General features: G+C 69.8%; 18 protein-coding genes. 6 read left to right on the forward strand and 12 right to left on the reverse strand.

The genetic code is table 11. The features are described from left to right. Positions 1-54 precede the first annotated feature (54 nt). Entirely contained in the window at positions 55-1,077 is a 1,023-nt protein-coding gene (locus EV382_RS12060; RefSeq protein ID WP_130401657.1) for a LacI family DNA-binding transcriptional regulator, read from the reverse strand. Between the two features lie 197 nt (positions 1,078-1,274). Beyond that, complete coding sequence (locus EV382_RS12065; protein ID WP_208758384.1) at positions 1,275-3,647, reverse strand: glycoside hydrolase family 3 N-terminal domain-containing protein; 2,373 nt, start codon at positions 3,645-3,647, stop codon at positions 1,275-1,277. 244 nt (positions 3,648-3,891) lie between these two features. On the opposite strand from EV382_RS12065, the gene arfA reads away from it, so the two are divergent. Then, on the forward strand, positions 3,892-5,424 hold the full coding sequence (gene arfA / locus EV382_RS12070) for an arabinosylfuranosidase ArfA (RefSeq protein ID WP_130408720.1): 1,533 nt from the start codon (positions 3,892-3,894) through the stop codon (positions 5,422-5,424). A 113-nt stretch (positions 5,425-5,537) separates the two neighbouring features. Here arfA and EV382_RS12075 read toward each other — a convergent pair whose 3' ends face one another. The 7 genes from EV382_RS12075 to EV382_RS12105 all read right to left on the reverse strand — a co-directional run bounded on the left by EV382_RS12075 (position 5,538) and on the right by EV382_RS12105 (position 14,454). Then, positions 5,538-7,112 (reverse strand): alpha/beta hydrolase-fold protein, encoded by a 1,575-nt coding sequence (locus EV382_RS12075; protein WP_130401659.1) that lies wholly within the window; start codon positions 7,110-7,112, stop codon positions 5,538-5,540. A gap of 328 nt (positions 7,113-7,440) precedes the next feature. Further along, on the reverse strand, positions 7,441-8,958 hold the full coding sequence (locus tag EV382_RS12080) for an aldehyde dehydrogenase family protein (protein ID WP_130401660.1): 1,518 nt from the start codon (positions 8,956-8,958) through the stop codon (positions 7,441-7,443). After that, a complete protein-coding gene (locus tag EV382_RS12085; RefSeq protein WP_130401661.1) occupies positions 8,955-10,163 on the reverse strand; it encodes a fumarylacetoacetate hydrolase family protein in 1,209 nt (402 codons plus the stop codon). The genes EV382_RS12080 and EV382_RS12085 overlap by 4 nt, the downstream gene beginning before the upstream one ends. Beyond that, on the reverse strand, positions 10,160-11,341 hold the full coding sequence (locus tag EV382_RS12090; protein WP_130401662.1) for a mandelate racemase/muconate lactonizing enzyme family protein: 1,182 nt from the start codon (positions 11,339-11,341) through the stop codon (positions 10,160-10,162). The genes EV382_RS12085 and EV382_RS12090 overlap by 4 nt, the downstream gene beginning before the upstream one ends. A gap of 8 nt (positions 11,342-11,349) precedes the next feature. After that, on the reverse strand, positions 11,350-12,180 hold the full coding sequence (locus tag EV382_RS12095) for a carbohydrate ABC transporter permease (RefSeq protein WP_130401663.1): 831 nt from the start codon (positions 12,178-12,180) through the stop codon (positions 11,350-11,352). After that, positions 12,177-13,130 carry a carbohydrate ABC transporter permease gene (locus EV382_RS12100; protein WP_130401664.1) on the reverse strand — a complete coding sequence of 318 codons (954 nt, stop codon included), beginning with the start codon at positions 13,128-13,130 and terminating at the stop codon, positions 12,177-12,179. The genes EV382_RS12095 and EV382_RS12100 overlap by 4 nt, the downstream gene beginning before the upstream one ends. 76 nt (positions 13,131-13,206) lie before the next feature. Beyond that, a complete protein-coding gene (locus EV382_RS12105; RefSeq protein ID WP_130401665.1) occupies positions 13,207-14,454 on the reverse strand; it encodes an ABC transporter substrate-binding protein in 1,248 nt (415 codons plus the stop codon). Positions 14,455-14,616: 162 nt separating this feature from the next. Here EV382_RS12105 and EV382_RS12115 point away from each other — a divergent pair, with 162 nt between their 5' ends. Both EV382_RS12115 and EV382_RS12120 read left to right on the forward strand, forming a co-directional pair. After that, entirely contained in the window at positions 14,617-15,408 is a 792-nt protein-coding gene (locus tag EV382_RS12115; RefSeq protein WP_165435770.1) for an IclR family transcriptional regulator, read from the forward strand. A 122-nt stretch (positions 15,409-15,530) separates the two neighbouring features. Continuing rightward, a complete protein-coding gene (locus tag EV382_RS12120; RefSeq protein ID WP_244236642.1) occupies positions 15,531-16,415 on the forward strand; it encodes a CDP-diacylglycerol diphosphatase in 885 nt (294 codons plus the stop codon). A gap of 28 nt (positions 16,416-16,443) precedes the next feature. On the opposite strand, the gene EV382_RS12125 is transcribed toward EV382_RS12120, so the two are convergent. Further along, positions 16,444-17,226: a hypothetical protein gene (locus tag EV382_RS12125; RefSeq protein ID WP_130401667.1), complete on the reverse strand. Its 783-nt coding sequence runs from the start codon at positions 17,224-17,226 to the stop codon at positions 16,444-16,446. Between the two features lie 53 nt (positions 17,227-17,279). On the opposite strand from EV382_RS12125, the gene EV382_RS12130 reads away from it, so the two are divergent. Continuing rightward, complete coding sequence (locus EV382_RS12130) at positions 17,280-17,882, forward strand: class I SAM-dependent methyltransferase (protein ID WP_130401668.1); 603 nt, start codon at positions 17,280-17,282, stop codon at positions 17,880-17,882. Between the two features lie 93 nt (positions 17,883-17,975). Here EV382_RS12130 and wrbA read toward each other — a convergent pair whose 3' ends face one another. Then, positions 17,976-18,575: an NAD(P)H:quinone oxidoreductase gene (gene wrbA, locus EV382_RS12135; protein WP_130401669.1), complete on the reverse strand. Its 600-nt coding sequence runs from the start codon at positions 18,573-18,575 to the stop codon at positions 17,976-17,978. A 193-nt stretch (positions 18,576-18,768) separates the two neighbouring features. On the opposite strand from wrbA, the gene EV382_RS12140 reads away from it, so the two are divergent. Continuing rightward, complete coding sequence (locus EV382_RS12140; RefSeq protein WP_130401670.1) at positions 18,769-21,597, forward strand: AfsR/SARP family transcriptional regulator; 2,829 nt, start codon at positions 18,769-18,771, stop codon at positions 21,595-21,597. Positions 21,598-21,666: 69 nt separating this feature from the next. Beyond that, positions 21,667-23,241, forward strand: coding sequence for an alpha/beta hydrolase (locus EV382_RS12145; protein ID WP_165435771.1), 1,575 nt, complete (start codon positions 21,667-21,669; stop codon positions 23,239-23,241). Positions 23,242-23,374: 133 nt separating this feature from the next. Here the strand turns inward: EV382_RS12145 and EV382_RS12150 are convergent, their stop codons facing one another. Further along, the gene (locus EV382_RS12150; protein ID WP_130401672.1) at positions 23,375-23,767 is read right to left on the reverse strand and encodes a YybH family protein; all 393 of its coding nucleotides are present in this window, start codon (positions 23,765-23,767) and stop codon (positions 23,375-23,377) included. Positions 23,768-23,777 lie beyond the last annotated feature (10 nt).

Raw genomic sequence — 23,777 nt, forward strand, 5'->3', positions numbered from 1 at the left:
CTGGCCTGATCGCTTCCTCGGAAACGGTCAGGCGTGTGCGCCCATGGACGGATGTCATGGTCGTGCCGCGCTCTTCGGTGGTGCGGTCGAGCTGCGCACGACGAGGCTGGTCGGGAGCACTATCTGGGTCGGCTCGTCCCACTCGCCGGTCACCAGTGACTTCAGCATCCGCGCGGCTTCGTACCCGAGCTGATACATCGACTGGTCCACGGTGGTCAGACCCGGCTCGGTCGACGCCGACTCGGGAATGTTGTCGAACCCGACGACGGACAGGTCGCCCGGCACGGAGAACCCCAACTGCCGGGCGACCTCCAGAACCTTGAGGGCCATCCCGTCGCTCGCCGCGAAGATCGCCGACGGCGGGTCCGGTCGTTGCAGCAGGAGACGCGCCAGGGGCGTTGCCGACTCGGGGTTGAAGTCCCCGCGACCGATCAGCGTCGGGTCGACCGGGACGCCGGCGTTGGCCAGCGCGGCCCGGTATCCCTCCTCCCGGGACCAGGCCGAGGCCAGGCTGTCGCGACCGGCGATGAAGCCGATGCGCCGATGGCCCAGCCCGAGCAGGTGCTCGACCGCGGTGGTGGCGCCCGCGAGGTTGTCGGCCATCACCGAGGGCGCCGTCGAGCCCCGCACCGGGTCGATGGCCACGACCGGCGTCCGGCTCCGGATGTCACCCCAGGGCGTGACGACGATGCACCCGTCGGTCAGGGTGCCCGACAGTCGGGTCAGGTGCCGCTGCTCCCAGCCTTCCGAATATGACCCGTAAAGGTCGCTGTTGGCGTAGATGATCAGGTCGAAGCCCGAGCGGCTCAGCGCCTTCATCACGCCCTTGAGCACCTCGGCGGTATACGACTGGAAACTGTGCGCCACGAGGCCCAGCACGTTGGTGCGGCTGCGCCGCAGGCTCGTGGCCACCAGGCTCGACTCGTAGCCGAGTTGTTCGATCGCGGAGCGCACCTGAGCGAGCGTGCGAGCACTGACGCCGTAATGCCCGTTGACGACGCGCGAGACGGTGGCGGTGGAAACACCAGCGGCTCGGGCGACATCACTCATTGTTACCGGCGCATTGACTTCAATCATGCCGCTCTCTCTGGACTGCAATCGTTATCGGTTACGTTTCCAGGATGTTGCCAACGTAACCGAGATCGATAACGAACACAAGACCTCTTCTCCTTACTGGACTGCCGGGAAGAGGGTCCTAACCGGATGTGCGCAAGGGCGCGGTCGACCGTCACTTTGCGCGTGGCGCAGAACCATTTTCCGTTCCGGGTGAACGATCACAGCTGCCGAACTTCGACCGTCCCCGTAAAGACCTTCGACATCGGTCGGTCCTCGTCCGCGCCGATGACAAAAGTGCCGGCGTGGGTGCGGTCGGTAGCCGAGAAACCGACGTACACCTCGATCTGCCCGGGCTCCACCGCGTAGGTCATGCTCCGGTCGTAGAAACCGAGCTGGCCGGTGGGGAGCTCGAACCGCACCGCCACCCGCTGGCCGGGGGCCGCCGCGACGCGGGCGAAGGCCTTCAGCTCCAGCACCGGGCGGGTGATCGTGGCCTGCGGGTCGCGGACATAGAGCTGCACGACCTGCTCCCCCGCCCGGTCCCCGGTGTTGGTGACGGTGACGTCGACACCGACGCTGTCCCCGGCGCGGACCTCGGCGCTGCCCAACGCGGCGTTGTCGATCACGAACGAGGTGTACCCGAGACCGTGGCCGAAGACGTACCGCGGGGTGACCGGCGAATCCACGTAGTCGCCGTGCCAGTGTGATCGCCCGCCGGACACCTTGTGGCCGTAGAAGACGGGGATCTGGCCCACGCCACGGGGGTACGAGATAGGCAGCTTTCCGCTCGGGTTGATCTCGCCGAGGAGCACCTCGGCGATCGCCTGCGCCCCGGTCTCCCCCGGCAACCAGGCCATCAGCACCGCGGCGCACGTCTCGTGCAGAAAGTCGCTGCCGACGGGTCGTCCGGCGACGAGCACCGCCACGACGGGTGTGCCGGTGGCGACGACGGCACGGACCAGGTCTTCCTGTACGCCCGGCAGGTCCAGACTGGACCGGTCCCGCGACTCGCCCGTGGTGGCCCCGGGCGTCAGCCCCGAGCGGTCCCCCAGCACCAGCACCGCGACGTCGGCCGCCGCAGCGACCGCGACCGCCTCGGCGAACCCCTCCGTCGACGGATCGAGCACGTCGCAGCCCGGTGCGAAGCGCAGCCGGTCGCCCAGTCGTGCCGCGAGTTCGCCACGCACCGTGGGCACACCGTCGGTGCTCTCGTCGATCTCCAGATCGTCCGGGATCGTCATCATCTCGCCGAGCAGGCCGCGCCGCTTGCGCGCCTCCCGCAACGACTCGATGTGGGCCGCGAACGAGTAGTCACCGAGCAGGTGCCGGGCGTCGTCGGCGTTCGGACCGATGAGAGCGACAGTGCCGGATCCCGCGAGCAGCGGCAGGACGTCGTCGTTCTTGAGCAGGACGAGGCTGCGGCGGGCGATTTCCAGCGCCACCGTCCGGTGCCGCTCTGCGTTCGCCGTCGTCGCGGCCGCGTCCTCGTCGACGTACGGGTTCTCGAAGAGCCCGAGTTCGACCTTGTGCCGAAGGACCCGTGCGACCGCTTCGTCGAGCCGGGCCTCGCTGACCTCGCCCGCGTCCAGGGCGCGGGCGAGGGCGTCCGCGTAGGCGTCCGTCGCCGGAAGCTCCACGTCCACGCCCGCGCCGAGGCCCACCGTCGCGGCCTGCTGCTGGTCCGGCGCGAAGTGGTGGTACGAGTGGAGGTCGTTGACGGCGAAGTAGTCGGACACCACGCTCCCCGTGAAGCCCCACTGCCCCCGCAGGACGTCGGCGAGGAGTTCCTGATTGGCGTGGCACGGGATACCGTCGAGCTCGTGGTAGCCGGCCATCACCGACTGGAGGCCGCCCTCGCGGACCGCCGCCTCGAACGGATACAGGTAGACCTCGCGCAGCAGGCGGGGCGGCAGGTGGGCCGGCGCCCAGTTCAGCCCACCCTCGGACGCCCCGTAGCCGACGAAGTGTTTGGCGGTGGCGAGGACTCCGTCGGTCAGGTCGGTGCCCTGGAGGCCCCGGACGAACGCCACTCCCATTCGGGAGACGAGGTAGGGATCCTCGCCGTAGGTCTCCTCGGTGCGGCCCCACCGCGGGTCGCGCACCACGTCCAGTACCGGCGAGAGCCCCTGGTGGCTTCCCATGGCCCGCATCTGCGCGCGCACGGCGTCCGCCAACTGCCGGTTGAGTTCCGGCGCCCAGGTGCTGGCGACACCGATCGCCTGCGGGAAGATGGTCGCCTGTCGGGCCATCACCCCCGAGCAGACCTCCTCGTGCACGATCGCCGGGATGCCCAGCCGGGTCTCGGTCACCAGGAAGCGCTGGATCGCGTTGGCGGCCTGCGCCACCTGCGCCGCCTTCAGGCTGGTCGCCCCCGCGATCCGGGTCACCTGTCCCAGGCCGTGCCGCAGGATCGGACGGGCCCGCTCCGGCGCGAACCGTCCGCCCTCCAGCAGGGCGAACGCCCACGTGCTGCCCAGTTGCGCGAGCTTCTCATCGCGGGTCATCCGGGCCAGCAGGTCCGACACCCGGTCGTCGACGGGCGCGGTCGCATCGGTGTAGGTCGCCCTGATCGTCGGCTCAACAGTGGTCACCCGGTCACCCCAATCACCGCGACAAGCTGGTTCTCCGGCCTCGTCCGGCACGACGCCCGCCGACCAGCCAGACATTGATCCAGGTGCCGTGTTCCCTTACGTAAACGTAATCGGTAACGTTTACATAGATCGACAACGTAATCGAAGTCGATCACGTTGTCCAGAGCTCACACTGCCTCCACCACCCCTCGGTCCCGGCACTCGGGTCGCCATCCGCGTCGGACCTCGCACGAAGGAGCCAGCCCTGAACACCCACCTCAAGGCCCGCCTGACCATGGACCCCCGCCGACGCGTCGCACCGGTGCCGCGCCGGCTCTTCGGCTCGTTCGTCGAGCACCTGGGCCGCTGCGTCTACACCGGAATCTACGAGCCGGAGCACCCGACGGCCGACGCCGACGGCTTCCGGGGCGACGTCCTCGCGCTGGTGCGCGAGTTGGGCGTCACCACGGTGCGCTACCCGGGCGGCAACTTCGTCTCCTCGTACCGCTGGGAGGACGGCGTCGGCCCGGTCGACAAACGACCGGCGCGGCTCGACCTCGCCTGGCACAGCCTGGAGACCAACGCGTTCGGGCTCGACGAGTTCATGCGCTGGGTCGGCAAGGCCGGCGTGGACCCGATCATGGCGGTCAACCTCGGCACCCGCGGGACCGCCGAGGCCGTCGACCTGCTCGAGTACGCCAACCACCGCGGTGGAAGTCACCTCGCCGATCAGCGCCGCGACAACGGCGCGGTCGACCCGTACGGGATCAAGCTGTGGTGCCTGGGCAACGAGATGGACGGCCCGTGGCAGGTGGGTCAGCGCAGCGCGACCGAGTACGGGCGTCTCGCGGCACAGACCGCGAAGGCCATGCGCCGCTTCGACCCCGATCTCGAACTCGTCGCCTGCGGCTCGTCACACCTCGGAATGCCGACCTTCGGCAGCTGGGAGCGCGACGTGCTGACCGAGGCGTACGACGACGTCGACCTGATCTCGCTGCACGCCTACTACCAGCCGGTCGACGACGACCTGGCCAGCTTCCTCGCCTCGGCGGAGGACATGGACAGGTACATCGACGCGGTCACCGCCATCGCCGACTCGGTCGGAGCGATCCGTCGGTCGACCAAGAAGATCATGATCGCGTTCGACGAGTGGAACGTCTGGTACCAGTCCGCCGCCCCGTCCACCCCGCCCAGCGGCGAGGACTGGCCGGTCGCCCCGCCGCTGCTGGAGGACCACTACAGCGTGGCCGACGCGGTCGTCGTCGGTGGCCTGCTCATCAGCCTGCTCCGGCACAGCGACCGGGTGACCGCCGCCTGCCAGGCCCAGTTGGTCAACGTCATCGCACCGATCATGACCGAGCCGGGAGGCTCGGCCTGGCGCCAGACCATCTTCCACCCCTTCGCCCGTACCGCCCGGCACGCCCAGGGCGCGGTGCTGGACGTGCTGCGTGACGGCAGCACGACGACCACTGATCGCTACGGTGAGATCGACGCGGTCGACGCGGTCTCCACCTGGGACGACAGCAGCGGGGAGATGACCGTCTTCCTCGTCAACCGGGTCCTGGACACCCCGGCCGAGGTGACCATCGACGTCGCCGGCGCCCAGGTGAGCGACATCATCGAGTGCGTCACCGTCGGCGGCACCGACCTGCACGCCAAGAACACGCTCGACGGTCCGGACCACGCCGCGCCGCGCCCGAACGGCTCGGCGCGCGGCGGCGACGCCAGCGTCCAGCTCACGCTGCCGCCCGCGTCGTGGACCATGCTGCGACTGCGCGCCGCCGAGGAGACCCGCTGATCGGCTGACCGACCGCCGGCCCCGGACGCGCCCCGGCCGCGCACATCCTGGCTTCACCAGGGGTGCGCGGCCGGGGCTTCCCCACCACAGGGAGTACGGCGTCGAGCCCGGGGTTACCGGGCGTCGACCGGGTCGCTCTGGGAGTCGTTGAAGAGCTTGTCGCCCTGGTAGCGGGCGACCACCGGCGCGTTCAGCTCACCGTGGACGGTCTTCGTGAGCCGGGCGACGCCGTGGCGCACCGGGGCCGACCCGAGGTGCGTGTCGCCGGCGTAGAAGTCGACAGTGCCGGAGGGGGTCGACGTGCTGGTGCTGACCGCGCCAACCGTCGCGGTGGCGGTGACCTTCAGGTGGTGCGAGCCGCCGGCCGGCGACGTGGTGACGTCGAGATCGGTGGTGGTGGCACGGAAGGTCAGGGTGCGCAGGTAGTGGTCCAGCAGCGGGCGCCAGACGTGCCAGGTGTGCACGCCCGGCACGTTGTACTCGTCCAGCTCGACGCCGGCGGCCCGCAGGGCGGCGGCGTTGCGCTGCGAGTTCTCGGCGATGTTGCCCAGCCGATCCTGGAGCCCGGTACCGATCATGATGCCGCCGGCCACCGCCTTCATGCTGTCGATCTGCGGCTGGGTGGCCGCCGGGCCGCCCGCGCTCCAGGCCGCGTGGTAGCCGAACAGGTCGGTGTGGTTGTACATGATGGTGTACGCCCGGCTGCCGCCGGCGGAGAAGCCGGCGAACGCGCGGTCCTGCGCCCGGGTCGAGACGTGGTAGTTCTGCTCGACGAACGGGAAGATGTTGTTGCGCAGCTCGTTGACGTAGCCCTCGTTGCCACCGGGAAGGCCGTTGAAGTCGGTGGACACGATCACCATGGGCTGGGCCGCGCGGTCCTTGATCGCGTTCTCCAGGATGAGGTGGGCGACCCCCTGCATCGTCCAGGCGGTCGAGTGGTCGCCGCTGCCGTGGCTCAGGTAGAGCGTCGGGTACGGCGTGGCCCGGTTGGGGTCGTAGCCGTGCGGCAGGTAGACGACGATGTCGTGGACCCCCGCCGGGTTGGTCGACAGCGGCGACGGGTACCGGCGGGACTCCAGCCGGCCGACCTTCGCGACCGGCGCCTGGTAGCCGGTGTCGTAGGTCGGGAACTTCTTGCTGGCCGGGACGTAGATCGTGCTGCGTACCGCGCCGGGCGCTCCCGGATACTGCGGCTGGATCTGCCACCGGTTGGCGGGGTCGTCGTACAGGGCACAGCCGGTGGCGAGTTCGTTGGCGCAGTCATGGGTGAACGCGTAGCGGAAGGTGCCGGCCGGCAGTGGGGTGGTGAAGCTCCACACCCCGTCGGGGCCCTTCTGCATGGCCTGGATGTGCCACGGGGTGGCCGCGACGTCGCCGGGCTGCCACTCGGCGGGCGGCCGCGCGTCGCCGCAGTCCTGGCATGCGATGTTCTCCGGTCGGGAGTAGAACCAGTCGCCGTAGATGTGGACCTGCTGGACATCCGCGGGCGCCCGGTACCGGAAGGTGACGCTGTAGCCGGTCGGGGGCTTGTCGGTACGGGTGACGGTCGGGCCCAGCGGAGCTGGCGGCGCGGCCGAGGCCGCCGGGGCGGCGACCGTTGCGGCCGTGACGCTGACGGCGGCGAGCAGCGCGAGCACCAGCCGGCGGGTCCGTGCCGGCAGCGGGGGACGGGGAGGTGCGACGGGCATGTTCCTGCTCCCTCTTCGGCGTGTGGCCGGACCGCACCGAGCGGCCGACCGACGTTCGATGGTGAGGTGAAGGGATACCGGTAACGAGCGATGCAGCTATGCGAGCGCTAACATCGTTCCCTGTCGAAAACACAATCATGAATTGAATTGATGGTCAAGATGACCCTGGAGAACGGGTCAGAAAATCGTGTGGAAAACAATTCGGGCAGGATTCAGCGGCGCCAGCACGACTGGCGCGCGAATTCGCTATCGGGTCAATGTCGTCAAGGAATTCGCGCGCCAGCCGCAGGTGGCCCGGGAACGCACCGGAAGAGGCTGGCGTACGCGGTTATTCGACCGCTGGCGCCAACCTCCCGTCGACGCGGCGAGGAATGGCCGTGTACCCGTCCCGCAGCTCCTCGGGAAGGGCCCAGTCCGGAGCGTCCTGCCACGCCAGCGGACGGAGGAACCGCCGGATCGACGTGGCGCCCACGGACGTGTGCACGTTGTTGGTCGACGGCCAGGATCCACCGTGGTGCTGGGCCCACGACACCCGGACCCCGGTGGGGTAGCCGTCGAAGACGATCCGACCCGCACGGGCGGCGAACACGTCGACCAGACGGCGTACGACGTCGGCGTCGTCGCCCGGCCCGCGGTGCAGCGAACCGGTCAGCGACGGCGGGACGGCGGCCAGCGCGGCGTCGAGGTCAGCGACGTCGTCGTAGCGGACCACGACCATCAGCGGGCCGAAGCACTCGTCGGCGATCTCGGCGGTCAGGCCGGAAAGGCCCACCTCCAGGAGGGTCGGGGCCACGGTGAAGCCCGCGCCGGGTGCGACCTGTGGCCGCGCCGAGACCCGGGCGCCGGCCCGCTCGAACTCGGTGGACCGGATCTCGTACGCGTCCCGGATGCGCTCGTTGAGCAGGACCGCGCCGCCCGCCGAGTCGACTCTCGCCCGCAGCGCGTCGAGCAGACGGTCACCACCCGGATCCGACGGGATGAACGCCAGACCGGGCTTGGTGCACAGCTGGCCGCCCGAGTTCGTGAACGAGCCGAACAGCCCTTCGGCGATCTGGTCTCCCCGGACGGCAGCCGCGTCGGGCAGCACGACGATCGGGTTCACGCTGCTCAGTTCGGCGTACAGCGGAATGGGGTCGGGGCGTTCGTCGATGGCCGCCTGGATGGCGCGAGCCGCGTTGACCGAGCCCGTCAGGGCTGCCGCGCGGATCGCCGGGTGACGCACCAGCGAGCGGCCGGCCTCCTCCCCGTACACGATCGCGACGACGCCCTCGGGCCCGCCGAGGTCGCGGACGGCGGACTCGATCGCGGCGGCGGAGGCGTGCGAGGTCAGCGGATGGGACGGGTGGGCCTTCAGGATCGTCGGGCATCCGGCGGCGAGCGCGGCCGCCGTGTCACCACCGGCGACCGAGAAGGCGAACGGGAAGTTGCTGGCCCCGAAGACGGCGACCGGCCCGAGGGGTACGAGCATCCGCCGCACGTCCGGGCCGGGTCCCAGCGGTGTGTCGCCGGCGTGGTCGATGGCCGCCTCGACGTACGCTCCGTCGCGCAGCACCTCGCCGAACATCCGGAACTGGACCGCCGCCCGGGTGAGTTCCCCGTCGAGTCGGGCGTGACTCAGCCCGGTCTCCGCCTCGGCGGCAGCGACCAGGTCGTCCCGGTGGGCCTCCAACGACGCGGCGATCGCGTCCAGCAGCTCCGCGCGGCCGAGCCTCCCGCGGGCGGCCAGCCACTGCGCCGCCGACGATGCCTGATCGGCGATCACCTCCAGCCGAGACTCGTCGGTCTCGGTGAGATCCGTCGCGCGACGCTGTCCGTCGCGCGGATCGACCGTGCTGACCACGTTCACAGCAGTCCTCTCCTTACCAGATTGCCCATCAGATCGCGGACGCCGAAGTGCCAGGGCTCGCACTCCTCCGCGTGCCGCACCCGGTTGACCAGGGTGCCCAGCGCCGGGCAGCTGATCCGTACCACGTCGTCGACCTTGTGGGTGAAGCCCTCACCGGGGCGGTCCCGGTCCTGGATGGGTGCGAACATCGTGCCGAGCATCAGGGCGGCGCCGTCGGGGTAGTGGTGGTGCGGGCCGACCAGTTGCCGGACCAGCTCCTCCGGATCACGCGACATCTGGGTCATCTCCGAGACCGCCTCCAGGTGGAAGCCGTCCACACCGTTGACCTCCAGGCGCACCTCGAGCTGGCGTACCCGATCCATGTCGAACCGGTCGTCGAAGAGCCGGATCAGGGGGCCGAGGGCGCACGAGGCGTTGTTGTCCTTCGCCAGGGGAAGCAGCAGCGCCGAGCGGCCCTCGATGTCGCGGAGGTTCACGTCGTTGCCGAGGGTGGCGCCGACGACCCGGCCGCTGGACTGGACGATGAGGGTGACCTCGGGTTCCGGGTTGTTCCAGGTCGACGCGGCCAGCACGCCGACCGGAACGGCGGTACCGACGGCGGAGAGGATCTGCCCCTTGGTGAAGATCTCGGCGTCCGGGCCGATCCCCACCTCCAGATACTGACTCCACATGCCCTCGGCGACCAGCAGACTCTTGAGCCGATCCGCCTCCGGTGAGCCCGCCTCCAGGTTGTGCAGGTCGACGCCGATGTCGGCGAGCATGCGGTGACGGATCTCCGCCGCCAGCGCCAGGTCGCCCCGGGCCCGTTCCTCGATCACCCGTTCGATCATGGAGATCGGGAAGGTCACCCCGGCGGCCTTGAGCGCCTGGAGATCGACCGGGGCGAGCAACCAGGGTCGGCTGCGGTCCCGGGTGGCGGCCGCCGTGTTGGCCAGTATCTCCGTGAAGTCGCCCAGCCGCGGCCCGTCGAGCCCGGCCACCGTCGCGGCGGGATCGGGCAGCTCGCAGATGTCGCGGACGGTGGCGAAGCGGTGGCTGATGTCGATGACCTCGCCGTCGCGGACGGCCACCGGCGAGGGGCCGTCGCCGGACGGATCCCAGATCCGGCCGATCAGGACGCTGTCGGCGTCGTCCGGCAGCGCCTCGGCGGCGGTACCGGCCCAGTCCGTATCCGCGGCCAGCCCTCGGGGCCGTGGCACCGTCATGCGTCGCGCTCCAGGTTGAAGAAGGACCGCTCGTCGCGGGGGCGGATGTCGTAGACCGCGTCCAGGAACATCCGCAGCGGGTGCGGTGTGAACGGGTGTTGCTCGATCGCGGTGAGATCCACCTCGATGCCCAGGCCGATACCGGTCGGGATGAGGATGTCGCCGTCGTCGGTCAGGACCAGCCGTTCGTTGGTGATCTCGGGACGCCACGGCACGTCGGTCGCCATGATCTCCAGGTAGCGGAAGTTGGGCAGCGTCGCCCCGAGTTGCAGTGTCGCGGCCGTGCTGAGTGGACCGCTCGGGTTGTGCGGCGCGAAGCCCACGTAGCTGGTCGCGGCGAGCGTGGAGATGAAGGCCAGCTCGGCGATCCCGCCGGCGTGCGTCACATCGGGCTGGACGAAGTCCACCGCCTGGCGGGCCAGCGCCGGCGCGAAGCCCTGCCGGCCGTACCACCGCTCCCCCGCCGCGATCGGCACCGGCGAGGCGCGCCGGATGTCGACGAGCGCATCGAGGTTGTCCGGTGGGCAGGGTTCCTCGAACCAGACCGGGTCGAACTGGGCGATCTCCTTCGCCACCTTGATGGCGTGGCGGACGTCGAAGCGGCCGTGCCCCTCGACGAACAGCTCCACGTCGCGGCCCACCGCGCCACGGACGGCGTCGATCTGGGCGAGCACCCGGTCCAACTGCGCGGTGGTGATGGTGAGGTCGTAGTTTTCGAACGGGTCCCACTTGAGGCCCCGGAAGCCGGACTCCACCGTCCGGCGCGCGGCGTCCGCGTAGTCCTCCGGTGTGACGGCGCCGGAGAACCACCCGTTCGCGTACGCGCGGACCCGGTCCCGGGTCGCGCCGCCGAGCAGCCGCGAGACCGGGACGCCGAGCTCGCGGGCGGAGATGTCCCAGAGGGCCATCTCCAGCGAGCTCAACGCGGTCATGATGACCGGCCCACCACGCCAGTACCAGTCCCGCGCGGTCTCGTAGAGGATCTTCGAGATGCTGGTGGGATCCAGGCCCACCACTGCCTCGGCCAGCTCGGCGATGGCGCCCTGGACGGCGCGTTCCTTGCCCTCCAGGGTGGCCTCACCAAGCCCGATGATCCCCTCGTCGGTGTGGACACGCACGATGACGAGGTTCGTGCGGTAGAAGTCGACGACCAGAGTGTCGACAGAGACGATCTTCATCTTTCGGCTCAACCCTTCACCGCACCGGCGGTCATGCCGGACACCACGTACTTCTGGACCAACAGGTAGAAGGCGACAGCGGGCAGTGTGAACAGGAAGGCGACGGCCATCACCGTCTGGATCGGGGTACCCAGCTCGCCGATGAAGTTCGCGATGCCGACGGACGCCGGCTGAAGGTCCGGATTGAAGATGAACGTCACCGCGAACACGTACTCGTTCCAGGCGTGGAAGAAGGCGATGACCGCGGTGGCCGCGATCGACGGCGCGATCAACGGCACGTTGATGCGGGTCAGGGTGGTGAAGGGACGGGCGCCGTCGGCGCGCGCGGCTTCCTCCAACTCCTTGGGGATACCGTCGATGGCGCCCTTGAGGATCAGCGCGACGATCGGCAGGACGAAGGCGGAGTTCACGAGGATGAGGCCGGTCAGTGAGTCGAGCAGTTCGAAGCGGCGGAACAGCGCGAACAACGGGACCACCATGAGCGCCTCGGGCAGCATCTGCGTGAACAGCAGCACGACGGTCAGCACCGCCTTGCCCCAGAACGAGAACCGGGACAGCGCGTAGCCCAGCGGGATGCCCAGGCCGACGGAGAGGACCATTGTGCCGACGGCGATGATCAGGCTGTTGAGCAGCCAGCCGGCCGCCTTGCCCTCGGCCAGCGCGTCCACGAAGACCCCGAACTGGCCAAGGTCGGGCGTGAGCCGGGGCTTGTCGGCGAAGAGGTCGCTGTTGCTCGACAGCGCCGTGACGAACATCCAGTACAGCGGGAACACCGCGACACCCAGCACGACGAGCACGGCGACGATCCGTGCGGTGACACCGAAACGGAAGCGCCTCATCGGACGTCCCCCTTCTCCACGGCACGGGCGACGAGGCGGCTGCCGATGATGACGATGAGCGAGATGACGACGCCAACCATTCCGATGGCCGCCGCCGACCCAAGTTCCTTCGAGTCGAAGGCCTGCGAGTAGAGGTCGATGACGAGCGTCTCCGTGGCGCCGACCGGTCCGCCCTTGGTCATCAGCCAGATCAGCTCGAACCGGCGCAGTGACCAGATCGTCATCAGCAGGGCCAGCAGACCCACGGTCGGCTTGATGACCTGCCAGGTGACGGCGCGGAAGGTGGCCCATCGTCCCGCGCCGTCCACGGTCGCGGCCTCGTTGAGCTCCTGCGGTACGGACTGCAGCGCGGAGAGCAGTACCACCGAGGTGAACGGGAACAGCTGCCAGATGGTCGTCGCGAGCACCGCCGGAAGCGCGTAGCGCGAGCTGTCCAGGATGGCGCCGCCCGGGACGCCGAGCCCGACCGCGTCGAGGAACCGGTTCACGATGCCGTACTGCGCGTTGAGCATCCAGGTGGCGATGAGCGCGACGGCGATGCCCGGAGCGGCCCAGGGCACGGTCACCAGTGCCCGTGCCACGCCCCGGCCCCGAAACTTGCGGTTGAGCAGGAGCGCGACGACCAGCCCGGCGCCGATCGCGACAACCACACACGTGATCACGTAGATGATGGTGATCAGCAGGGTGCGGTGGAACTCGGGGTCGCCGAAGATCCGGTTGAAGTTGTCGAGCCCGACCCACTCGCTGCGGGTGGGGTTCAGCAGCCTCGTCCTGGTGAAGCTGAGGTACACCTCCTGTACGAGGGGCACCGCCTGGAAGACGAGGATGAACAGGGCAGCGGGTGCCAGGAACAGGTACGGCGTCCACTTGCTACCCAGTGGGCTGGGCCGACGCCGGGGCCGGCCTGGGGGTGTTGTCTTCGGTGCTCCGGTCTGCTCGACCACAGTCATCGGATTCGATCCTTCGTGGGGAAGGACGCTGCCGGCGCACGAACTGTCGCGCCGGCAGCGTCGCCGTGTCGAGCTGTCAGCGGACCAGTTCGGTCGCCTGCTGCTGGGCGCGATCCAGCGCCGACTTGAGGTCGGTCTTGCCCTGCAGCGCCGCGATCACGTTCTGCACGACCACCTTGCGGATGTCCGGCGTCTTGGCCTCGAACCCCAGCACGATCTGCGGCAGGCTGGTGTCGGTGAGTCCGTCGAAGACGGGGAGGAACGGGGTCTCCTTGAGCTTCTCCGCGCTGCGCTGCGTGGTGGTGGCGACGCTGCTCGCGCCGAGGATCTCCTGCAGCTTGACCTGGTTCTGCGGCTCCAGCGCCCACTTGATGAAGGTGCCGGCCTCGTCCTTGCCCTCGCTCGCCTCGTTGATCACGATCGGCGCGAGGATCGTGCCCTGCTTGCGGACCGGGAACGGGATGGGCGCGACGTTGAAGTTCAGCTTGGCGTTCTGGCCGCGGGTGGCGGTCACGTACCCACCGTTGTTGAGTTCCATCCCGACCTTGCCCTCGGCGAACATCCGCCGGAACGTCGCCGCGTCGGCTCCGCGTGGGATCACGTTGGCGTCGTACAGGTCCTTGAACGCCTGCAGGCCCTTGAGGTTCTCGGGCGAGTTGATCGTCAGGTTCTTACCGTCGGACCAGGCGCCGCCGAAGCCGTAGACGTAGTTGAAGATGTCCTGCCACACGCCGGCCTCCTCCGCCTCCGTCTGGCGGAACGCCAGGCCGAAGACGTCGCCCTTGGTCAGCGACTTCGCGGTGGCGGTGAACTGCTCGTAGGTGGTCGGCGGCGTCGGGATCAGGTCCGCGTTGTAGAACATCGCGTAGTTCGACGCCTCGAAGATGACGCCGTGCCGCACACCGTCGTGGACCATGAACTGGTCCGGCTGCTTGAGCAGGTCGTACTTGCTGGCGTCGATCACCTTGTCCAGCGGCGCGACGAGGCCGGCGTCCGAGGCTGCCTCGAACTCGGGCATGTCGAAGCGGACCAGGTCCGGGCCCTTGCCGCTGCCCATCTGCGTGAGCACGGTCTGGCCGAAGGTCGGGTACGGCACCGCGGCGGCCGACACCTGGATCTTGGTCTGGCTCTGGTTGAACTCGTCGAGCCACTTCGTCAGAAGGGGGCCGCGACCCGGGTCACCGAAGGTCGAGGCGGCGAAGGTCAGTTTGGTGACGCCGTCACCGGAGCCGCCGTCGGAGCCGCAACCGGTCAAGAGAGTGGCGACCAGGCCGAGGGCACATGTCGCCCTGGCGATGCCGAAAAGAGCGCGGTGATTACCCATCGTTACTCCACTGTTACGAGTCAGAGTCAAGCGGATGAAATTGCAACGATCGTAGCGTCATGTGCAACGGTGTCAAGAGGCGGTTGCGCATCGCGTCATCTATATTGCACAATATGCAATGACAGCGACGGTGTTGCCCGTCGCGCGAAGGGAGACAGAGCCTTGGCGCAATCGATTCGCCGCGCGATCGACCTCATCCGTCGATCCGCGGAGCACCCGCTGTCCCTCACCGAAGCTGCGGACGTGCTCGGCGTCCACAAGTCCACAGCCCTACGAATCCTGCAGACACTGGAGTCCGCGCGCTTCGTCCGCCGGACCGGCGCGGGCACCTACGTGCTCGGCAGTGGCCTGATCGAGTTGTCCGAGCTCGCGCTCGGCTCGATGGACCTCCGCCAACCCGCCGCTGCCCACCTGCGTGCGCTGCAACGCGAGACCGGCCACACCGTACACCTGGCCCAACTCACCGGCGACGAGATCATCTATATCGACAAGGTGGACAGTCCGGCGTTCGACGCCGTCAAGCTGCCATCGCGGGTCGGTCGCGCGGTGTCCATCTACGCGAGCGCCGTCGGCAAGACGATCCTGGCCTACCTACCCCGGGAGGAACGCGACCGACTCCTCTCCCACGTCGTCTTCGAGAGATTCACCGACACCACCTTCACCGACCACGACGCCCTGGAAGCCGAACTCGCCCGCATCCACGAGTGCGGCTGGGCCATGGACAACGGCGAGCACGACGCCTACGTGATGTGCGTGGCCGCGCCGATCAGGGATTCGCGGGGACGAGTGATCGCCGCCGCCTCGATCACGGCGATCGAGGTCATCGCCAGCCTCGACCAGCTGAAGGGGAACCTTCCGCTGCTGCTGGAGACCGCCAACAAGATCTCGTACGAGCTCGGCTACGCGCCGACGGCCCCGGCGAGCCCGGACGGTAACGGCCGCTCGGCGACCTGACCGTCGGCGACACGATCAGGCGACCCGTTCGTCGTCGACTGCGCCGATTGCCCGCTTTCACCCTAACCTCACCACGTTCATGTTTGCCAGCACGGCAACCACGGAGGGTGATGATGGGCGGAATGCCGCGACGTCAGTTCGTCCGGCTCTCAGGGACCGCCAGCGCCACTGGCCTGCTGGGTCTGGTCGGCGCGGACCGGGCGTTGGCGGACGCGGGCCCCACCCCGCAGCCGTCCCCATCGGCACCCGACGGCCCCGGTGCCGGGGCCTGCCCCGCACCCTCGCCCCTGTGCGGATTCCCCACCGACACCGGTGGTCGGTACGACCTCTGGGACCGGGTCCAGGTCTGTGTGGGCACGAAGACCGGCCCACCGTTTCCCCAGTGCCTCCGGACGACTCCCACGTACGTCATCCTCGATGGAGGATCGGGGTCGAACCATGACTTCCTGCTCGTCCCCACGTGCCGGATCAGCGGCATCGAGTGCCCGTTCATCACCACCGCCAACGCGCCGAACTACTGGCTGGAGGCGTGGAACAACGCACAGCCAGGGCAGCCGGGCCACGTCGTCTACCCCCACATCGGGCTCGGCATCAACTCGGCCGACCCCACGATCCGGCAACAGGACCAGCTGCACATCCACCTGGCCGGGATCCACTCGGGGATCCAGACGCAACTGAACAACCACGACACCGCGATCAGCAACGACCCGTCCCGGTGGCGCAGTCAGATCGTGCCGATCTGGGGCCTGACGAGCGCCGGGCTGCCCGCCCCCCGCTCGTACCGCGTCCTGCACGTCGCGAACCTCAACGGGAACCTCTTCCGGCTCCTGCTGGACAGCGTGGTGCGGCCGACCGGAGCGACCATGGCCGCACAGATCCTGGCCGTGACGCCGCGCCTGGTCGGCGGTGGAGGCTTCTACGTCCTGAACAGCGAGCCCGGCCTGCCCGTCCCGCCCGGCCAACCCGGCGGGACCGGCACCGTCGACTTCCTGCTCGCGTACGCCTGAGGGCCTGCGGCCCCGGCATCCGGCGCCCCTACTTCCCTCCGTTCACACCGAGCTGGGGATAGAGGGCGTCTGGGGCGGCGACCGCGCCGGACGGCCGAACGACAGTGACGGTCGTACCGAAGTCGCTGTAGCGCAGAGACGCGTTCGGCAACCCGTCGGCCTGCGGCATCAGGAAGCTGACCAGTCGACCCTCGGTGTCCAGCGTGGCCCGGAACGCGTGGCTGCGCGCGCCTTCCGGGAAGGCGCCATCGGGGCCGGGTCGGAAGCTGATCCCGTTTCCGACGGAAATCCGGGTCACGTCGATCGTCCCGGTGATCTGCGAGCCGTCCACCCGCGCGGTGACTATCGCGGCGATGAGACGGGCCGAGCCTCCGGAGTCGTTCCTGCCGGGCGCGAAGCTCAGGGCGAAATCCGACGGCACCCGGGCCGGGTCGAGGATCATCCAGCCGTCGCCGACACCGTGCAGGAACAGACCGCTCTTCAGGTAGACCTCGTCATCGATCATCCGGATCTCGATGCCCCCACCCGGCGCCGACACCGTGGCGTTCAGGCGCTTGTGGACGTTGTCGGTGTGCGCCAGCGTCGTGATCTGACTGGCGATATCGACGTCGCTGCGGTAACTCGTCTGATTGACGAACGCCGTGCCCGCCCGCAGCAGACGAACCGCCTCGGCCGTCGTGGCGATATCAGCGCCAGCGGCTGACGTTGCGACGGCGTGCGGCTCGGGCCCACTCTGCGTCCGCGCGCCAACCGAGCAAGCCACCAGGAGCAGGCCAGCAGCGATGCTGGCCAGTACGGCTCGACGGGTCATGGCCATCACGGTAGGCCGCCTCGACACGGTCTGGTGGCCCGTATGGTCCTGCCGTGGAAACGGACAAGGTACGGCAGGCATACACGTCGGTCGCAGAGCTCTACATCGACCTGTTCGGCACCAGCCAGCAGGTGGACGCCGACGACCTCGACTTCATCAGGCGACACCTGGCGAGCCGGCCCGGTCGGGTGCTCGATCTGGGGTGCGGGCCCGGTCACCTCACCGGCTACCTTCGTGAGCTGGGCGTCGACGCGGCTGGGATCGACCTGGTTCCCGAGTTCATCGCGCACGCGCGGGCGGCACACCCGAGCGTTGAGTTCCACCTCGGTTCGATGGAACGCCTCGACGTCGCCGACGGCTCCATCGACGGCATTCTGGCCTGGTACTCGTTGATCCACCTTCCGCCGCCGGAGGTCGACGGCGTCCTCACGGAGTTCCGGCGGGCGCTCGCCCCGGCCGGACGGCTGGTCCTGGGCGTCTTCGACGCCGAGGAGCTCGGCGCCTTCGACCACAAGGTGCTGACCGCCTACCGCTGGCCGGTCGACGAGATCGCTGAGCGACTCGGCCGGGCCGGCTTCCGGGAGATCGAACGGGTTCGGCGGCCGTCCAGTGACCAGCATCGGCCGCTGGCCGCCGTCGCGGCGATCGCGGTGTGAGATGCCGAGGGCCGGCCTCCCATCGTGGGAGGCCGGCCCTCGGCCGGCGGGGCACCCGCGTCGTCGCGGGTGCCCGGTAGGGCGGCAGCACGCTCAGGCGCTGAGCTTCCCGGCGATCTTGACGACCCGCTCGGCCAGGTGGTCGAGGGCGGCGAGCTGGGCGTCGCCCAGCGGGGCGTCGTTGCTTCCGCCGGTGACGTGCGAGACGCCGTACGGGTTGCCGTCAGCGAACTTCAGCGGGTCGGTGTAGCCCGGGGCGACAACCAGACCACCGAAGTGGTGAACGGTGTTGTAGAGCGCGAGCAGGGTCGACTCCTGGCCGCCGTGCGCGGTCATGGATGCGGTGAAGCCGGCGTACACCTTGTCGGCGAGCAGCCCCTGCGCCCACTGCGGGCCGAGGGTGTCGATGAACTGCTTGAGCTGGCTGGCCACGTTGCCGTAGCGGGTGGGCGTGCCGAACAGCACCGCGTCCGCCCAGACGACGTCGTCGGCGGTCGCCTTCGGCTCGTTCTTGGTGGCGTCGAAGTGCTGGCTCCAGGCGGCGTTGGAGGCGATGGCCTCGGCCGGGGCGAGCTCCGGAACCTGACGCAGCCGCACCTCGGCGCCGGCCTTCTCGCCAGCCTCGGCGAGGCGCTTGGCCATGGCGTGGAGGGTGCCGGTGGACGAGTAGTAGATGACGGAGAGCTTGGTCATCGAAGCAACCTTCCCAAGTAGTTGCCGCTGATAAATTTGCGGCCGCAACAATCCCGACTGTAGCAGCCCCTTCGCGGCGCCCCAACCGCCTGACCATGCCCACCACCGTGACGGAGCACACCCGGAGGACGAGCCCCGGCCGCGGCCCTCCAGGCGATGAAGCGGAACGATCGCCGGCCCCTACGATGAGGCGATGGACCAGGCGGGGGCATCGCCGGCGATGCGGTACCGACTGCTCGGACCAGTCGAGGCGTGGTCGGCATCAGGGGAACGGCTGGCCCTCGGCCCCCCGATGCAGGTGCGCCTCCTGGCCGTCCTGATGTCGCAGCCGGGCACCGGGTGGTCCATCGACCAACTCGTCGACGAGCTGTGGCAGGGACGCCCACCGAAGACAGCAGGCGGCAACGTGAAGACCTACGTCTGGGCGTTGCGCCGGGCGTTGCGGTCCCCCGGCTCCCCCGACCCCGCCATCCTCGCCGGGCCCACCGGCTACCGCCTCGACCTCGACACCCAGACGGCGGACAGCCTGGCCTTCGACGACCTGGCCCGGCGCGGGTACTCCGCGCTGCGGCAGGGTCACTGGTCAGCCGCACAGGAGTCGTTCGAGGCCGCGTTGGCGCTGTGGCGTGGGGAGTCGTTCGCGGGTCTTCCCGGCTGGGGAGTGCTGCTCTCCGTCCGAGCGCGGCTACAGGAGCAGCGGTCCAGCCTGCTGGCAGAGGTCGCGGACCTCAAGCTGCGAGCCGGCCAGCATCACGAGCTGATCGAACCGCTCCGAACCCAGGTCGACGACGATCCGCTCCGCGAGCGCCCATGGGGGCAGCTGATGGTGGCCCTGGCGCGGGCGGGTCGACGCGCCGACGCGCTGGCGACGTACCGGCAGCTACGCCAGCTCCTCGCCGACGAGATGGGGGTCGAGCCGGGGCCCGATCTCCAACACCTGCACACCCGCATTCTGCGGGCCGAGCCGGACCTGTTGACCTCCGAGCCGCGGACACCGGAGAAGCGCCCACCGCTGATCGTCCCCCGGCAACTGCCGACCCCACCGACGTTGTTCACCGGCCGGGCCGGTGAGCTGGCCCGACTCACCACACTGCTGCTCGGTGACCCGGGCTCGGCCGGCACCGTCGTCATCACCGGCACGGGCGGCGTCGGAAAGAGCTGGCTGGCGATGCGCTGGGCGCACGACAACCTGCAGCACTTCCCCGACGGTCAGCTCCACGTCGACCTGGGTGGCTTCGGCACCGCGACGCAGGAGGCGTCCCCCTCGGCCGTCGTCGTCCGTTCGCTCCTGCCCGCCCTGGGTGTGAAACCCCTGGAGATCCCCGCCGAGCCGGTGGCCCAGTTCGCCCTGTACCGCAGCCTGACCGCGGAACGACGGCTGCTCGTCCTGCTCGACAATGCCCGTGACGCGGAACAGGTGCGGCCGCTGCTGCCGGGATCGACCCGCTGCGGTGTGATCGTGACGAGTCGCCACACACTGCCCGGCCTGGTCGCCGCCGAGGGTGCTCATCCGCTCGCGCTGGACCTGCCCAGCGACGACGAAGCGCGCCAGTTGCTCGTACGCCGACTGGGCGCGCAGCGAGTCGCCGCCCAGCCGGCAGCGGTGGACGAGCTGATCGGCCGTACCGCGCGACTGCCCCTGGCGCTGTCCATCGTGGCCGCGCGAGCCGCCGCCCAGCCCACTTTTCCGCTCCAGGCCATCGCCGACGACCTGGCGGCGAGCCGGGGTGGGCTCGCCGCCCTGTCCACCGACGATGCCGCCACCGACGTGCGGACGGTGCTCTCCTGGTCCTACCGTCTGCTGAGCGCGGACGCGGCCCGACTGTTCCGGCAGATCAGCCTGCACCCCGCCGGGGACATCAGCGCGGCGGCAGTGGCCAGCCTCGCGGGGGCGCGACCGCACCTGATTCGGCCGGCGCTCGACGAGCTGACCCGGGCGAACCTGCTGGCCGAGCAGTCACCCAACCGCTTCCGCTGTCACGATCTGCTCCGCGCCTACGGGGAGGAGTTGACGTCCGCCCTCGACGGCCCGGCCGACCGCCGGGCCGCCCGGCGGCGCGTGCTCGACCATTACCTGGTTGTCGCGCGTGACGCGGCGAGGCTGGTTGACGCCGGTTGGCAGCCGCTCGATCCGCCACCCCTGCCCGCCGACGCGTCGCCGCCGGCGTTTGACGACCACCGGTCCGCGCTGGCCTGGTTCGTCATCGAACAGCGGGTGCTGCTGGCCGCCGTCGACGATGCGGCCGCGCACGACTTCGACGCGCACGCCGGGCAGCTCGCCCAGGCACTCACTCCCCTGCTCAGCCGGCTGTCACAGTGGCACGACCTGGCCGCCGTCCAGGCCACCGCGGTGGCGGTCGCGCAACGCCGCGGTGATCCACGGGCCGAGGCGCTGGCCCACCGCGACCTGGCGCTGGCCCACATCCAGCACCGCCGGTTCGACGCGGCCCACCATCACCTTCGACGCGCGATGGCCCGCTACGACCAGGCCGACGACAGCCCGGGGCAGGCCAGCGCCCACCTGCATCTCGCCTGGCTGTGCGACATCGAAGGCGACGCCGGCGCGGCGCTGCCGCATGCCAGGGAGGCGCTCGCGCTGGCCAGCAGCACCGGCGACCGGCGAGGCGAGGCCGCGGCGCTCAACGCGCTCGGCTGGGGCCACGCGCGGCTGGACGAGCACGCCCGCGCCATCACCTACTGCGAGCGGGCGCTCGCGCTCTATGAGGAGGCCGAGGACCCGCTCGGCACGGCCCACACCTGGGACAGTCTCGGGCTCGCCTATCACGGCCTGGGGAAACACCCGACGGCGGCGGACTGCTACCAGCGCGCGCTCCTGCTCTACTCCGACATCCAGGACCCCTGCGGGAGGGCGGACACCCTCGTCCGCCTCGGCGACACCCATCAGACGGTGGGCGACCACGACACCTCGGTCGACCTGTGGCGACAGGCGTTGGCGATCCTCGACCAGGTCGGCCATCCGCAGGCCATCGTGCTGTCCGAACGGCTGGCGGCGTACCGATGAATGCCCTGCGCCGACGGTCCCCGGACCGGCATGGATCCGGCGTGGACCGGGCGTCGGCAGGCTGGACGAATGCTGTTCACCAAGAGAACCACCTTCTGGCATCCCAGCGGGGTCGATCGTCGACGTAGGCGGTTGGTCGGCGGCCTCTCGGCCGCCATCGCGGTCCTCGCGGCCCTGTCGCTCAACGCCGCACCGTCGCTCGCGGGCACCACGTCGGGCGTGGCCGGCGGCAACGGGTCGGTCACCGCAAACACCACCGGCGGTTGGAACGGTCGCATCGACTGGCAGGCATGCCCGGAGCGACCCGACGACCCGAGCACGCGTTGCGGCACCCTGCGCCTACCGGTCGACTGGGCCCGACCGGGAGGGGAAACCTTCCAGCTGGCCCTGGCCCGGCGCACCGCCACCGACCCGGCAGCCCGCATCGGCGCCCTGGTCTTCAACCCCGGCGGTCCCGGCCTCTCCGGGGTGGACGTGGTGCTGACCGCCGACAGCCAGCTCGGACCGGACGTGCTGCGCCGCTTCGACGTCGTGAGCTTCGATCCCCGGGGCACGGTCCGTAGTGCACCGGTGCGCTGCTCGTCGGCGTTGCTGGCCCGGCACCCCTCGCTGGCACCCGCCAACGCCGCCGAGTTCGAGCGACTGCGCACCTACAACCGTCAGTTGCGCGACGACTGCCGCGCTCACAGTGGCCCACTCTTCGACCACCTCGACAGCGTGAGCGTCGCGCGTGACACGGACGCCATCCGGGCGGCACTCGGCGAGCGTCAGCTCAGCTTCTACCAGTGGTCCTACGGCACACTGATCGGGCAGGCCTACGCCGAACTGTTCCCCGACCGCGTCCGCGCACTGGTCATGGACAGCGTGATGGACCACAGTCAGGGGATTCGGGAGTACACGCGTAGCGGGGCGGCCAGCAACGAGGCCCTGTTCCACGAGTTCGTGACCTGGTGCGAGCGGACCGCGAGCTGTGCACTGCACGGACGCGACATACCGGCGCTCTTCGACCGACTCATGCGCCGCGCCGATGCCGGCACGCTTGTCGACGCGGGCACCGGTGCCACGCTGAGCTGGTTCGAGCTCGGGTTCGCGACCTTCGTCAACTTCTTCGACTCGACCTGGGCCGACCTCGCGAACACGCTTCTCGCGTTGGAGCGGGGCGAGCCCTCCGATCCCCCGCTCGCGTCCCCGATGGTGCCCGCCGACACCGACAACGACCTGACCGAGTACGCCCTACCCGCGTTCTGTCAGGACTGGTCACTGCCGGTCAACGGGTTCACCGAGTGGAAGCGGTATCTCGACGAGTCCCGCGCCGCCGCATCGCACCTGCGGGCCTCCCCGTTGGTCGTCCGGTTCACCGCGATCTGCCTGGGCTGGACGGCGAACAACCCACAACATCGACTGCAGGTGCGCACGAACGCGCCGCTGCTGGTGCTCAACGGACGGTACGACCCGGCCACCCCGTACGACGGGGCCGTGCAGGTGGTGCGCCAGCTCGGCAGCCAGGGCCACCTCCTCACCTACGAGGGGTCGGGCCACGCCAGCTACCCCCGCACGGAGTGCACCCGCCGTCAGGTGGAGCAGTACCTCATCACGAGAACCGCACCGCCGGTCGGCGCGAGCTGCCCGGCCGCCCCGGCCTGACGCGCCACGTCGTCAGGGTGACGCCCCAGCTGACGGTAGGCAGTGCGACCGATCCGACGACGTGTCGGTCCGATCTCCTGCCGGCGGCTGGGGCGTCGCCGCTCGCTCAGCCGGCTGGGGCGGGTTCCTCGGGTCATGATCCGTCCGGCGGGTCGGCCGGCTGCTGTCCCGGCCAGAACGGCCACTCCTCGAACGACCGGCATCGTCCGTCGTCGGCGAAGCGCATGATCCACAGGTCGCGGTACTCCTGCTCGACCGGGTCGCCGTAACGGACCTCCTGGCGCGACACGGCGGTGTCCCCGTCGACCGCGACGATCTCCGTGGTCATCTGGAACACCTCGTCGGGGCCCTTGCGCTGCTTCTCCCACATCCGGGCGATGGCGGGCAGGCCGACGACCGGCGTCCAGTACGGCCCCTGCTGGTAACTGGCGTCCTCGGTGAAGAGCGTGACCAGCGCGTCCGTGCCCGGCGTACGCCAGAGCCGCTCGTAGCTGCGTAGCCAGTCCTCGACGTGCTTCCTGTCCATGGGCATCACC

The sequence above is a fragment of the Micromonospora violae genome (assembly GCF_004217135.1).
GTDB classification, from domain to species: domain Bacteria; phylum Actinomycetota; class Actinomycetes; order Mycobacteriales; family Micromonosporaceae; genus Micromonospora; species Micromonospora violae.